The organism is Pseudomonadota bacterium (assembly GCA_027620075.1).
Taxonomy (GTDB): Bacteria; Pseudomonadota; Alphaproteobacteria; order Rickettsiales; family UBA6187; genus 1-14-0-20-39-49.
Genome location: JAQCEY010000001.1, coordinates 116548 through 130068, shown reverse-complemented (window position 1 = coordinate 130068; position 13521 = coordinate 116548). Strand labels below are relative to the sequence as shown.

Genomic DNA, 13521 nt, shown 5'->3' with positions numbered 1-13521 from the left:
CTATTTTAATTTAAATAGGGGGGAAACTATTAGTTAATACGAATTAACCTAGATTTTTCTTCGTTCGTTAGTTCATTTATAGAAACAACTCTCATTTCTTTTTTGTCAAGATTCATTGATGTTTTTGAAGCTTCTTCAAGGTTAGAGTTGGTTACATCAGGTAATTTATACATAGCTCCCGTAAGTGGGTCTACTATCAAAAGTCCGATTAATCCTCCAAAAAGAATATTAGCTACATACCAACCGTCAATTGATGGAGTTATGTATGCACTACTAGGCTCGTAACCATCTTAATAGTGTAGTCCGCTCCTTTAAAAAAGCCGCTTCCTGATTTTAGTGTGATAGTCGATGGTGTTTCGCCCTTATGCACAACTATGCCTTTTTGATCGGTAACAGTAAATTTAGCTTCAGATGGAGAACTAGTAATACTAACCGGATAGTTGGATTTACTAATAATACTGGCACAGCCGCTAAGTGCGAATGATGCGACTGTAACAAGTGAAATGGACTTTTTTAACATTATATTTTTCCTTAAAATTATTAAACTTTAAGTTTACTTATAGAATTATTCATAAAAATCAAGCAAAAAGGTGATAATTATGGCAACAGTTGTATTTGAAGCTGCCGGAAGGTTAGGCGGGCAATTTGCAGGGGCTAAGGCTAGTGGCGGTAATCCGATTGTAGCTCAAAAGTCAGGTGACATAGGTGCTACAATCGGGCGTTTTGTCGGTAATGCTATTGATGAAAAGCTATTTGGCGTAGATAATACCAAATATATCAACAAAACCGGCCCAAGACTTGAAAATCTTTCCGTGCAAAGCTCTGCATATGGACAAATGATACCTATTATTTATGGAACAGCCAGAGTTGCGGGTAATATAATATGGTCACAACCCATACAAGAAAATGTTATCACATCAACCAGTAGTACGGGCGGAGGAAAAGGCGGAGGTAGCGGTAAAGTAAGCACAACTTCGACTACATTTACATATTCGGTCACTCTTGCCATAGCTATCTGCGAAGGGGAAATAGACGAGTTAATAAGAGTGTGGGCGGATTCTAAAGCTATCAACCCTAATGATGGCGTTTACAGACTGTATAAAGGCACTCAAACACAAGACCCGGACAGCCTGATAGAAAGCATTGAAGGTATGGGCAGCACTCCTGCATATAGAGGATTAGCTTATATAGTTCTGGAGAATATTCCATTGGCAGACTTCGGCAACAGGATACCTAACTTTACATTTGAGGTTAGAAAAAGTGCCTTAAATACGGCATCAGGAGAAACTCCGGTTGAGGATTTGATAAAAAATATTTGTGTAATACCCGGAGCGGGTGAATTTGTTTATGATGATACGGTACAAAGTAAAATTCCCGGAGAGCTGATAGGCAGCCAGTGGGTTCAGCAAGGTAATAGAAGCAGAATAAATCAAAATAACAGAGACGGTAAGAGTGATGCATTAGTTTCACTAGACCGGCTAGAAGGCATCTGCCCTAACCTTGAATGGGTGGCGGTTGTAGTTACATGGTTCGGGGATAATCTTGATGCAGGAACTTGTGTAATACAGCCCGGTGTGGAATATCAGACGGGAGCTATTACCGAGCCTGATTCGTGGGGCGTGGGCGGCTATACCAGAAGTACGGCAAGGCAGATAACACTGATAAACGACACTCCAAGATATGGCGGTACTCCGTCAGATGCAAGCTTGCTTAGATATATTCGGGAAATAAAAAGCAGAGGCTATAATGTTATGTTCTACCCGATGTTCTTTATGGACGTGGAAAACAAGCCTTGGCGGGGAAGGGTAACGGGCAGTGCGGCAGATGTAGCTAGTTTCTTCACTAAAACAAACGGTTATAACGCATTTGTAAACCATTATGCGGCACTGGTTAAAGATGATGTTGACGCATTTGTGATAGGCTCGGAAATGATAGGGCTTACATCGGTACAGGACGTTGATAATTCATTCCCTGCCGTTGATGAGTTGGTAAGCCTTGCATCTAATGTTAAATCAACTGTGGGAGCGGGTGTTAAGGTTACGTATGCGGCAGACTGGAGCGAATATCACCATGAGGAAAACGGCTGGTATAACCTTGACCCTTTATGGGCATCTTCAGACATAGATTTCGTAGGCATTGACGCTTATTTTCCTCTTACCGATGAACCTGAACCTTTGACCGGCTTTACTCAAGAAGAGCTGCAAGAAGGCTGGACATCAGGTGAGGGCTATGACTGGTATTATAGCGATGAGGAACGGACTACCCAAACAGCGTTATCACAGGAATATGCATGGAAAAATATAGCGTGGTGGTGGAATAATACGCATACTAATCCCGATATGTCCACTACCGCATGGACATCGCAAATGAAGAAGATATGGTTCACCGAGTTTGGTTTTCCATCGGTAGACGGTGCTTCAAATCAGCCTAATGTGTTTATCGACCCTGACAGTTCGGAGAGTGCCTATCCGTATTATTCAAAAGGGAAAGTTGATTTTAGGTCACAAAGGAACGCTATAAAAGCTACTTTGGAAGAGTGGAACGGCTCTGCTATGATAGAAAAGCTGTTTTTATGGACATGGGACGCACGCCCTTATCCATATTGGCCCGACCTTACCAATATATGGGCTGACGGAGGGCTTTGGAGAACCGGTCACTGGGTAACAGGAAAGCTGGGCTTATCCGGTCTTGGTGCTATAGTCTCCGACCTATGTAAAAGAACAGGGCTTAGCGAATCGCAAATTGACGTTACACGCCTGAATAATCTGGTAAGGGGGTTTATACTGAACGGTCAGACTAATGCCAGAATTGCCATAGACAGCCTTAGGGCGGCATATTTTTTTGATGCAGTGGAATCTGACGGTCTTATCAAATTTGTATCACGTGGAGGGCTTACGACCGAAACTATCGGTGAAAGTAACTTGATATCAGGTGTAAATAACGGTGACACTCTCTCTATTGAGCGTATTCAGGAGTTGGAATTACCTAAAAAAATAGATGTGAATTATATAAATGAACATGCTAACCATCAAATAGGTAATCAGCATTCGGAGCGTCAGGTCACTAACGCCGTAGGTACTGAAACTATTAACCTGCCGATAATTATGAGCGATCAGGACGCACAGGTAATAGCCGATGTCAGCCTTTATAATAGCTGGGTAGGCAGGACTTTATATAGTTTCGTACTGCCTATCAGATACGCTTCTTTAGAACCTACGGATATCATCAATATTCAGATAAACAACCAAAACCATGTGATGCGGATAATAAATACACAGTTCGGCGACCCCGGTATGATGAAAGCATCTGCGGTTGCCGAAGATATTTCTGCCTATGATTTTTATAGTCGTCCGGGGGACATTACCGGTGGTTTAGATGTTGTAAATGATACGGGTGATACGGTATTATCATTGCTTGACCTTCCTGCATTCCCTACCGATGATGAAGATGCCGGAACCATAAGATATGCGGTAACGGGTTTAGAAAGCGGTTGGAAAGGAGCCGTTTTATACCGTTCTGACGATGACGGGGCTAATTATCAGCTTGTGGCAAGTTTTCCCGCTGCTGCTGTAATAGGGGTTACAACAACCTCACTTCCTGACGGAATTACCGATTATTTTGACGAAAAAAATACCGTCACGGTAAGTATAACAGGTAACGGAGAATTGTCGGGAACATCTGAACTTGCCGTATTAAATGGTGCTAACCTCGCAAAAGTCGGCTCTGAAATTATACAGTTTAAGAATGTAGGTCTTGTAAGTACGGGGAAATATATACTTAGCGGTTTATTAAGGGGAAGATTGGGGACGCAGTGGGCAACCTCAGAGCATAGCGAGGGTGAGGAATTCGTACTGCTAGACAATAATCTTGCAAAAGAATCATTATCAAGTGAATTTATAGGTTTATCACGTTTATATAAGGCGGTTAGCGTAGGAAAAAGCCTAGCCGATACAAGTAGCGTTTCTTTTACATATAATGCTAATTCATTAAAGCCTTTCTCCCCCGTGCATATAAAAGGGGCAAGGGACGCAAGCGGAAATCTTACTATAACATGGATAAGAAGAACCCGTGTTAACGGTGGCTGGAGGGATAATGTAGATGTGCCGTTAGGACAGCTACAGGAAGCTTATGAAGTCGATATAATGAACGGAGGAAGTGTAGTTAGGACAATATCAGGTTTGACATCAGCTACGGCAAGCTATAGTGCTGCGGAACAAACAACCGATTTTGGTTCGGCTCAATCTTCAATTAATGTTAGGATATATCAGATGTCACATATATTAGGCAGGGGAACAAGCGGAGAAGGAGTTATTTAGTGTTGTTTTTTAAAAGAAGTCTTTAAACGCATCAGCCATTTCGTTTGCAAAGCGTTTTAGCGAAACCATATATTGATCGTAATATTCTTTTACCCCAGGTGCATTTTTTTTTGCCTCTTCAGCTACTGTATCAAGAACTCTATCAACCTTTTCAGGAGATAACGGGTTTAATATATCATTATCATTGTTTTCGTTCTTGGCAAAAGACTCGACAGGTAATGCTAAAATTGCAAAAACAATAACTAAAATAATCTTTTTCATCAAACTTCCCTTTTTTACTTTTGTTTATTGTATTTTTTTATTTCACTTTGTACTTTTTGTAAATCCAATTCCTGCTTTGTGTCGATATCTTCAACATTGATACTATCTAGATCAATCGAATTTTGTATATCAATAAGTTGCCGCTTTAATTCTTGAATCTCTTCAGGACTCATTTCTTTTAGTTCGTCCATCATTGACATGGCTTTATTATATACATCTTCTTTTTGTTCGGGGGACATTCGGTCATAGATTTCGCTTGCGTTATCAAATCCTTCGTTAACTATTTCTTTGCCGCTAACTTTGTCTTTGGCTTCAATATCATTCGAAGGGAGTATTATAAAAAAACAAATTAAGAAAGCGGTAAAATATCTTATCATTTTAGTATTTTTTTTATTAATTAACATTTTATATTATATCATAGAAATTACAAATAATCAAAAAAATTACAACGTGTTTTTTTATGCCGCATCTTTTTTGCCGTATTGTCGTTGCACGTAATTTGTTACGATTTGTTTGAATTCTTCAGCGATATTTTTGCCTTTTAGCGTAGTGAATTTTGTGCCGTTTACAAAAACAGGGGCAGAGGGTTCTTCGCCTGTTCCGGGTAAACTAATTCCTATATCGGCATGTTTACTTTCACCCGGACCGTTAACTATACAACCCATTACTGCTACATTCATATTTTCAACGCCTGTATATTGTTCTTTCCAGAACGGCATTGATTGGCGCAAGTATGATTGTATTTCATCGGCAAGGCTTTGAAAGACGCTGCTTGTTGTTCTACCACAGCCGGGACAAGACGTAACCTGAGGTGTAAACGAGCGTAGCCCCATAGTCTGGAGTATCTCTTGTGCTACAATTACCTCGGAAGTCCTTGATTCGGAAGGTTTTGGGGTCAGGGATATACGGATAGTGTCACCTATGCCCTGTTGCAATAAGACGGAAAGTGCCGCTGTTGAGGCTACAATGCCTTTAGAGCCTATTCCGGCTTCCGTTAATCCTAAATGGAGTGCGTAATCACAGCGGTTTGCAAGCTCCGTATAAACACTTATAAGATCCTGAACCTTGCTGACTTTACATGAAATAACTATTTTATTCTTACTTAACCCGATTTTTTCGGCTTTTTGGGCAGATTGTATAGCCGATAATATTAATGCCTCCCTCAATACCTCATCTGAGCCTTTGGGATTGGGTAGCTTTGCGTTTTCGTCCATCAATTTTTTTGAGATATTCTTGTCAAGACTGCCCCAGTTAACGCCGATTCTGACAGGTTTATCGTATTTTATGGCGGTTTGTATCATTGATTCAAACTGAATGTCATGTTTGTTACCGAAGCCTACATTTCCGGGGTTGATACGGTATTTTGACAAGGCTTTCGCACATTCGGGGTATGTTTCCAGTAAATAGTGACCGTTATAATGGAAACAGCCTACCAACGGGACGTTAACGCCTGCTTTTAACAGATTTTCTTTAATGTGTGGAACTGCTTTTGCCGATTCATCATTATTAACCGTAATCCGTATTATTTCAGAGCCTGCATTAGCAAGCTCAATAATCTGCTCGGTAGTTGATTCAATATCTGCGGTATCGGTGTTGGTCATTGATTGCACAACAACAGGGTTATTACCTCCGACGGTAATACCTCCGATGTTAACCGCACTGGTTTTATGCCTTATTATTTGTGCGTTTCGTACCATATCACCTCTCAAATAGCGTGGCTGTTTTATAACATATTTTGTTCATATTAACAAGTTTTTATGCGTTTAGGCTAATGCACTTAATTTAATCTAAAAAATCTGCTGAAAAAATTCAGCATTACAATCAAAAACCAACAAATCAAGGAGAAGTTTCTAATGGCAAATACTACCAATCTCGCAATTCCTTTGGTTGCGTCTAATCAGGCGCAAAAGGAAGTTACCGTAAACGCCGCTATATCTACTATAGACGCTATTTTAAACACGGGAGCTATTGATAGAGGACTAAACACTCCTCCCATGTCGCCAAGTGACGGAGACCTTTATATAGTCGGTAGCTCGCCTACTGACGATTGGGCATCAAATGCCGATGATATTGCATATTACCAAACCACATGGAAATTTATAAGCCCTAATGAGGGTATGTCGTTATGGGTGAATGATGAGGATATATCGTACACTTGGGACGGCACGGCTTGGGTTAGTTCTATTGTTAACTCTTTAGACGATTTGTCGGACGTAGCTATCACGACCGTTACCGCAAATGATGTTTTGCAGTATAACGGCACGAACTTCGTTAACCAGAATAAAATAGATAGCCTTTCGCAAATAGGAGTTAATACGGTATCTGATGCTACCAATAAGCTTTCTGTAAATAGTTCGGCGGTATTATTTAACCATAACGGTACTGACTCTCAGGTAAAGATAAATAAGAATGCATCGGGCGATACGGCTTCACACCTGTTTCAGAACGGCTTTTCAGGCAGGGCTGAGTTCGGACTTATCGGAGATGACCATTATCAATTAAAGGTATCTGCCGATGGTTCTGCTTGGTTTCAGTCATATGTTGTTACAAACTCATCCGGGAATATTGATTTCAAACAGGATATTAATTTTTCAGGTGATGTCACTTGTAATGATAATGAGATTATCCGAGCGAAATTAAAAGACTACAGTGAAACCAAGACTTCACCTAGCTCATCTTCGGGTACTTTAACATTAGATTTAGAAAACGGGAATGTTTTTGAAGTCACCTTGACCGAAAATGTTACCGTAACCAATTTTAATAACCCCCCTACAAGCGGAAGCGGCGGTTCTTTTACACTTATCTTAAAGCAAGATGCAACAGGTGGCAGAACCTTTGCATTTCCTTCTTCCGTAAAATGGTCAAATGGTGTCAGTCCAACCCTTTCAACTGCTGCAAATGCCGTTGATGTTTTGACGTTCTTAACGGTAGACGGCGGCACTATATGGTATGGATTTTTAAGTGGAGTAAATTTCTCATGATGAACTTTAAAGCGATGAACGGTGCGTCCGGTCTTTTTTCACCCGATCATATTTCTTCATTACAGGCATGGTATGACGCATCGGATATAACAACCATTACAAAAGACGGTTCTAATCTTGTTAGCACATGGAGCGATAAGAGTTTAAACGGTAATGACCTGTCAGCAAGTAGCACGGCACGACCTACATGGACTGATAATCAGCTAAATAGCCGTGCGGTACTTGATTTTGACGGTAGTGCTAACACTTTTGCGTTACCGTCTGGATTATATAGCATATCTAACGGAGCCAACACCTTATTTGCGGTATGTAAAACCGATAATGACAGCTCTTTGCAGGTTATATTGGGATTATCCGAATCCGGCATAACCAGAACGGATATCAGATATCCTGTAACTGCGGGTGCAATTTATTACCAAAGCAGAAGCGGTTCAGGCGGCGGTATCTCCCAAACCTCTATAGCCGATACGTCTTACGGTATCTTAATGGGGAGAAGAAGCGGTACAACGCAAGCAATATCATACAACAACTCGACCGAATCTACCAATAGTTTTGGTGCGGACGAAAATGGCGTAGATGCCGGATATATAGGCTCTTTTGCAGGAAGCAGCTTTTTCCTTGACGGTCAAATAGCTGAAATTCTGGTTTTTGACGAGTCATTAAGCACGGCGAATATTGCACTAATGCAGAGTTATTTATCGAATAAATGGGGAATTACAATATCATAAGGAGAAGATTATGTATCAAAAATACCGTAATAATATGAAAACAGGTGACGTTATAGCTTTTTCAGGTAAGGGGAGGGTGTCACAGATAATAAAATGGAAAACCGGAAGTGAGTTTTCGCATGTCGGTATTATTCTTGATGCCAATATGCAAGGGGGGATAGGGCATGCAGTTATGCTTATTGAATCGACCTCTTTGAAAAATACACCTGATGCAGTTCACAATGAGATAATTAAAGGCGTGCAGATACACTTCCTTTCAAGGAGGCTTGAAACATATGAAGGAAAAGCATGGTGGGTTCCTTTAAAAAGTGAGCTTAGTAATTTTGAAAAGAATAAAATGCAGGCATGGCTTAGAAAGAAACACTACGAAAGAACTCCTTATGATTTTTTTCAGGCAATAGGAGCCGGTGCGGATTTGTTTGATATGATTACAGGTATAGAAAACGAGCCTGATTTTGCGTCATTATTTTGCTCTGAATTAGTTACAAAAGCATTGCAGGTTGCGGGAATAGTGCCTGATGAACTGAACCCGTCCGAACAAACGCCTGAAGATGTAGTTAAATTTTGCTGCTTTAAAGATGCCGTACCACTTTTTAATTGAGGAAAAGCACATGACTAAAAATGAAATGGAAATTAAAAAAATAGTCCGTGAAGCCGTACATGAAACATTAAACGGACTCGGTATATCGGTACATAGCCCTCAGGAAATGCAGGCTGATTTTATTTATATCAGAAAAATGCGAAAGGGGGCGGAAATGGTTACTCAAAAAATCAAGGCTTCGCTAATTACGGTAACTATACCTACCGTACTTTATATTTTTTGGGAGTCTTTGAAGGAAATGCTTAAAAAGTAATAAAATGTAAATGGAGGTTTTATGCCTTTTTTCTCGAAACACTCATTACAGAAGCTTGAAACGTGCGATGCCCGTCTACAAGAAATTTGTCATGAAGCTATTAAAATATATGATTTTACCGTTCTTTGCGGAAAGCGTGACGAGGAAGAACAAAATAACCTTCTCATACAAGGAAAAACTAAATTAGAATTTCCAAATAGTAAACATAATAAATTCCCCTCTCAAGCTGTTGACATAGCACCTTGTCCCATTGATTGGAGCGATTTTGGAAGGTTTAGGCTTTTAGCGGGGATTATATTCGGCATAGCCCATAGTAAAAATGTTAAAATCCGTTGGGGAGGGGATTGGAACATGAATTGGAATAGCGGTGATGAAAATTTCTTGGATTTGGTGCATTTTGAGCTTTTATAAAAATTAATACTATACCCTCTGTGTTTTTTACGTTATTTCTTAACCAAGAGTAATGCTGAATTTGTTTCAGTATAGTAAATTAACTTTTCAACAATGCTGTCATCCCTGTGAATTTTCGTAGAAAATTATAGGGGGATCTCATTTTAATTTATATAGATCCCCGAACAAGTCGGGGATGACAATTGTAACTCTTGAAAAGTTAAAATACGATACTTCGTGTATTATATAAAAACCTCCTGAAACGGATTCAGGGTGACATAAACATAACAGGGGTAAGTAATGATTAAGTATGATGTTGTCGGTGTGGGTAATGCCATTGTTGATATTCTGGCAAAAGTAGATGATGATTTTATAAAGAAACACGGTCTTACAAAGGCATCTATGGCATTGATAGATGAAACGGAAGCTTTTACGTTATATGACGATATGCCGCCTGCCGTTGAAAAGTCAGGCGGTTCTGCGGCAAACACCCTTGCAGGCATAGCCTCATTCGGAGGCAGTGCGGCGTTTATCGGTAAGGTAAAAGATGATGAGCTGGGAGCGATTTTCAGGCATGATTTGCGTTCTATCGGTGTGTATTATGATACGTTGCCTTCTACCAAAGGTGCTGCAACGGCAAAGTGCCTTATTGCGATTACACCTGATGCAGAGCGTACAATGTCCACTTTTTTGGGGGCAACTAAGGAAATAACAAAAAATGATATCAGTGAGGAAATTATAGCGGCAGGGAAGGTAACTTACCTTGAAGGATATCTTTGGGACGAACCCAACGCTAAGGAAGCTATGAGATGTGCTGTCGATATAGCAAGAAAACATAACAGAAAGGTGGCTTTATCACTTTCAGACTCATTTTGCGTTGAACGTCACAAAGATGAGTTTTTAGCTCTGATAAAAGAAGGTGTCGATATTTTATTTGCCAATGAGGCAGAAGTAAAATGTCTTTTTAAAACCGATAATTTTGATGAATGTGTTAAAAAAATCAAAGATTATGCCGATATTGTGGCGATTACACTGGGGGCTAAAGGCTCAATAGTAATACATGGTAACAATATAGAGAAAATAGAACCCGCAAGAGGCTTAAAAGTTGTTGATACAACAGGGGCAGGGGATTTATACGCCAGTGGTTTCTTATACGGATATACGCATGGATATAATTTCGAGCAATGCGGTAAGTTGGCTAATCTTGCCGCAAGTGAGATTATTCAGCAGGTGGGTGCAAGACCGGAATCCAAACTTTCAGAACTGATAAAGGAAGCTGCATAAGTTATGTTAAAAAAATATCCTACGATAGGATTATATACCAATCCAAAAGTATTGGCGGTATTCTTTCTTGGGATATCAAGCGGTTTGCCTTTGGCTTTGGTTTTGTCTACTTTGTCAATATGGTTGGCAGAGGAGGGGGTATCTAAAACCGCTATCGGATTATTCGCAGCTATAACCACTCCTTACGCTATAAAGTTTATGTGGTCTCCGCTGGTTGACCAGATGCCTATACCGTTTTTGACCCGTTTTCTAGGCAGAAGAAGGGGGTGGATGGTGTTCACGCAAGCTTGCCTTGCAGCCTCGCTTATAGCCCTTGGGCTTACTAACCCTTCGGAAAATGCGTGGCTGACGGCATTATGTGCTTTCATAGTTGCTGTTTCCTCTGCCTCACAAGATATTGTAATTGACGCTTATCGTGTTGAGATATTAGAAGAAAAACAGCAGGGTGCTGGGGCGGCAATGATAGTGTTCGGTTATCGGATAGGCATGTTGATATCAAGTGCAGGGGCATTATTCATAGCACACTACATGGGGTGGTTTATGGCATATGCCGCAATGGCTTCATTGATAGGGATAGGCTTTTTAACTGTTATGATGACAGGTGAACCACAAGGTAGTAAGCCTCCTAAAGTTGATTTGTGCCTTATATTATATACTATATTTAGCCATAGACTTTTTAGTGAGCCATATTATTACTACAAAAAGCAATCAAGAATAATTGTCAGCATAATTAATATAATCATATACGCCGTTTTAGTGGCATTATTTAGGCAAAAATATGGTTATTTTACTTCATTTATTTCAAGTGTTTTTTTACAATTTGTTTTTTTGATTTCTAGTTACTGGGTTCATAAAGTTTTCTTTAAAGGTCCTTTTGAAGATTTTACTACTAAGGAAGGGTGGAAAATTATATTATTATTCATAGTATTATACAAACTCGGTGATGCTTTTGCCGGAGTTATGACCAACCCTTTCTTGGTAGAAATCGGTTTTAGTAAGGTAGAGATAGCAAGCGTAGTTAAAACATTCGGTTTTATTGCAGTTATGGCAGGGGCATTTATCGGCGGTGTTCTGGTAAATAAATGGGGAATGATAAAAAGCCTGTGGGTTTGTGGTATTTTGCAGATGCTATCAAACCTTATGTTTTTGTTGCAGGCAAAGGTTGGCTACAATATTGAGGTTCTGGCGGCAGTTATTGCTATTGAGAACTTAAGCGGAGGCATGGGAACAACTGCCTTTGTGGCATATATATCGTCATTGTGTAACAAACGCTACACTGCGACTCAGTATGCGTTATTTAGCTCTCTTGCATCGGTGGGAAGAACATGGCTTTCAGCCTCATCAGGCTGGTTTGTAGATAGCATCGGCTGGATTAACTTCTTTATCTTAAGCACTGTAATTGCTGTTCCGGGGCTGCTTATGCTGCTTCTTTTAAGGCGTTTTGAGAAAAAAGAGCTGAAAAAAGATATTGCAATGCAAAAAAATCGTACTAAGAATTGTAGTTCTGCTTAGTGTATTTACTATGTATTAATAAAGATGCGATATATTTTTTATATATCATTTAGATTTAGGAGTTTTTATGCTTATCGGCGTTCCAAAAGAGATAAAGAACCATGAATACAGAGTTAGTATCTCTCCGCGTGGTGTGCGTGAGCTAAATTATCACGGTCATCAGGTTATGGTGCAAAAAGGTGCAGGTGACGGTATCGGATTTGAGGATATACAATATCAGGAAGCCGGTGCTTTAGTGATTGAGAACGTAGAAGAAATATTTGAGCGTTCCGACATGATAGTTAAGGTGAAGGAGCCGCAGCCCGAAGAATGCCAGATGCTAAGTGAGGGTCAGATATTATTTTGCTACCTCCATTTGGCGGCAGAGCCTAAGATTGCCGAGGCACTGATAAACTCAGGCTGTATAGCCATAGCGTATGAGACGGTGACTGATAAAATGGGTAATCTTCCGCTGCTCGCTCCCATGAGCGAAGTTGCAGGGCGTGTTTCAATTCAGGTGGGTGCATATTTTTTGCAAAGAGGTAACGGCGGCAGAGGTGTTTTATTATCAGGCGTTCCGGGTGTAGAAGCTGCCGAGGTAACGATTATAGGCGGTGGTGTTGTCGGTACTAATGCTGCTATAATAGCCGGAGGCATGGGTGCTAATGTTACAATTTTAGAGCGTTCGGTAGAAAGAGTACGTGAATTGGAATGGCGGTTGCAGGCAAGAAACATAAAAAGTATTTATGCCACTGTTGATGCAGTTGAGGAATATCTTGTTAAATCCGACCTTGTCGTCGGTGCTGTTTTAGTACCGGGTGCTACTGCACCGAAAATAGTTTCCGCCGGTCTGATTGAAAAAATGCAAAAAGGTTCTGTTGTGGTTGATGTTTCAATTGATCAGGGGGGGTGCTTTGAAACCAGCCGCCCGACCACTCATGATGCACCTACTTTTGTAGTTAATGGTGTCGTACATTATTGTGTTACTAATATGCCTAGTGCCGCCGCCAGAACCGCAACCAAATCTTTGGAGAGTGCCACTTTGCCGTATATAGTTGATTTGGCTAATAACGGTTACAGGTCTGCATTGAAAGATAATCCGAACTTTAGAAAAGGTATGAACCTATGTCGTGGAAGGGTAACAAATGAGGCGGTGGCTAATGAATTGAACCACGCTTATGTTCCTCCGACAACTTTTCTGGGCGGTAGCTAAGGC

At 40.4% G+C, this 13521-nt stretch carries 14 protein-coding genes; 9 read left to right on the top strand and 5 right to left on the bottom strand.

The window, feature by feature from the left end; genetic code table 11:
* Positions 1-29 precede the first annotated feature (29 nt).
* Positions 30-200, bottom strand: coding sequence for a hypothetical protein (locus tag O2942_00800; GenBank protein MDA0780786.1), 171 nt, complete (start codon positions 198-200; stop codon positions 30-32).
* Between the two features lie 59 nt (positions 201-259).
* On the bottom strand, positions 260-520 hold the full coding sequence (locus tag O2942_00795; GenBank protein MDA0780785.1) for a hypothetical protein: 261 nt from the start codon (positions 518-520) through the stop codon (positions 260-262).
* Between the two features lie 79 nt (positions 521-599).
* On the opposite strand from O2942_00795, the gene O2942_00790 reads away from it, so the two are divergent.
* On the top strand, positions 600-4316 hold the full coding sequence (locus tag O2942_00790; protein MDA0780784.1) for a glycoside hydrolase TIM-barrel-like domain-containing protein: 3717 nt from the start codon (positions 600-602) through the stop codon (positions 4314-4316).
* Between the two features lie 9 nt (positions 4317-4325).
* Here the strand turns inward: O2942_00790 and O2942_00785 are convergent, their stop codons facing one another.
* From O2942_00785 to ispG, 3 genes are all read right to left on the bottom strand, one after another.
* A complete protein-coding gene (locus O2942_00785) occupies positions 4326-4577 on the bottom strand; it encodes a hypothetical protein (protein MDA0780783.1) in 252 nt (83 codons plus the stop codon).
* 14 nt (positions 4578-4591) lie between these two features.
* Complete coding sequence (locus tag O2942_00780; protein ID MDA0780782.1) at positions 4592-4954, bottom strand: hypothetical protein; 363 nt, start codon at positions 4952-4954, stop codon at positions 4592-4594.
* 81 nt (positions 4955-5035) lie between these two features.
* Positions 5036-6274 carry a flavodoxin-dependent (E)-4-hydroxy-3-methylbut-2-enyl-diphosphate synthase gene (gene ispG / locus O2942_00775; GenBank protein MDA0780781.1) on the bottom strand — a complete coding sequence of 413 codons (1239 nt, stop codon included), beginning with the start codon at positions 6272-6274 and terminating at the stop codon, positions 5036-5038.
* Between the two features lie 156 nt (positions 6275-6430).
* Here ispG and O2942_00770 point away from each other — a divergent pair, with 156 nt between their 5' ends.
* From O2942_00770 to ald, 8 genes are all read left to right on the top strand, one after another.
* Entirely contained in the window at positions 6431-7558 is a 1128-nt protein-coding gene (locus O2942_00770) for a DUF2793 domain-containing protein (GenBank protein MDA0780780.1), read from the top strand.
* A complete protein-coding gene (locus tag O2942_00765; protein MDA0780779.1) occupies positions 7555-8286 on the top strand; it encodes a hypothetical protein in 732 nt (243 codons plus the stop codon). The genes O2942_00770 and O2942_00765 overlap by 4 nt, the downstream gene beginning before the upstream one ends.
* A gap of 10 nt (positions 8287-8296) precedes the next feature.
* Entirely contained in the window at positions 8297-8887 is a 591-nt protein-coding gene (locus tag O2942_00760) for a hypothetical protein (GenBank protein ID MDA0780778.1), read from the top strand.
* A 10-nt stretch (positions 8888-8897) separates the two neighbouring features.
* Positions 8898-9140, top strand: a complete 243-nt coding sequence (locus tag O2942_00755; protein ID MDA0780777.1) for a hypothetical protein — start codon at positions 8898-8900, stop codon at positions 9138-9140.
* Between the two features lie 21 nt (positions 9141-9161).
* A complete protein-coding gene (locus O2942_00750; protein MDA0780776.1) occupies positions 9162-9551 on the top strand; it encodes a M15 family metallopeptidase in 390 nt (129 codons plus the stop codon).
* Between the two features lie 279 nt (positions 9552-9830).
* Positions 9831-10814 carry an adenosine kinase gene (locus O2942_00745; protein MDA0780775.1) on the top strand — a complete coding sequence of 328 codons (984 nt, stop codon included), beginning with the start codon at positions 9831-9833 and terminating at the stop codon, positions 10812-10814.
* Between the two features lie 3 nt (positions 10815-10817).
* On the top strand, positions 10818-12326 hold the full coding sequence (locus tag O2942_00740; protein ID MDA0780774.1) for an AmpG family muropeptide MFS transporter: 1509 nt from the start codon (positions 10818-10820) through the stop codon (positions 12324-12326).
* Positions 12327-12393: 67 nt separating this feature from the next.
* Positions 12394-13518: an alanine dehydrogenase gene (gene ald / locus O2942_00735; GenBank protein ID MDA0780773.1), complete on the top strand. Its 1125-nt coding sequence runs from the start codon at positions 12394-12396 to the stop codon at positions 13516-13518.
* Positions 13519-13521 lie beyond the last annotated feature (3 nt).

What these genes read in the sequence shown, in the direction of transcription:
- O2942_00795 (MDA0780785.1), bottom strand. Translation starts at nt 520, where the DNA reads ATGTTAAAAAAGTCCATTTCACTTGTTACAGTCGCATCATTCGCACTT.
- O2942_00790 (MDA0780784.1), top strand. Translation starts at nt 600, where the DNA reads ATGGCAACAGTTGTATTTGAAGCTGCCGGAAGGTTAGGCGGGCAATTT.
- O2942_00785 (MDA0780783.1), bottom strand. Translation starts at nt 4,577, where the DNA reads ATGAAAAAGATTATTTTAGTTATTGTTTTTGCAATTTTAGCATTACCT.
- O2942_00780 (MDA0780782.1), bottom strand. Translation starts at nt 4,954, where the DNA reads ATGATAAGATATTTTACCGCTTTCTTAATTTGTTTTTTTATAATACTC.
- ispG (MDA0780781.1), bottom strand. Translation starts at nt 6,274, where the DNA reads ATGGTACGAAACGCACAAATAATAAGGCATAAAACCAGTGCGGTTAAC.
- O2942_00770 (MDA0780780.1), top strand. Translation starts at nt 6,431, where the DNA reads ATGGCAAATACTACCAATCTCGCAATTCCTTTGGTTGCGTCTAATCAG.
- O2942_00765 (MDA0780779.1), top strand. Translation starts at nt 7,555, where the DNA reads ATGATGAACTTTAAAGCGATGAACGGTGCGTCCGGTCTTTTTTCACCC.
- O2942_00760 (MDA0780778.1), top strand. Translation starts at nt 8,297, where the DNA reads ATGTATCAAAAATACCGTAATAATATGAAAACAGGTGACGTTATAGCT.
- O2942_00755 (MDA0780777.1), top strand. Translation starts at nt 8,898, where the DNA reads ATGACTAAAAATGAAATGGAAATTAAAAAAATAGTCCGTGAAGCCGTA.
- O2942_00750 (MDA0780776.1), top strand. Translation starts at nt 9,162, where the DNA reads ATGCCTTTTTTCTCGAAACACTCATTACAGAAGCTTGAAACGTGCGAT.
- O2942_00745 (MDA0780775.1), top strand. Translation starts at nt 9,831, where the DNA reads ATGATTAAGTATGATGTTGTCGGTGTGGGTAATGCCATTGTTGATATT.
- O2942_00740 (MDA0780774.1), top strand. Translation starts at nt 10,818, where the DNA reads ATGTTAAAAAAATATCCTACGATAGGATTATATACCAATCCAAAAGTA.
- ald (MDA0780773.1), top strand. Translation starts at nt 12,394, where the DNA reads ATGCTTATCGGCGTTCCAAAAGAGATAAAGAACCATGAATACAGAGTT.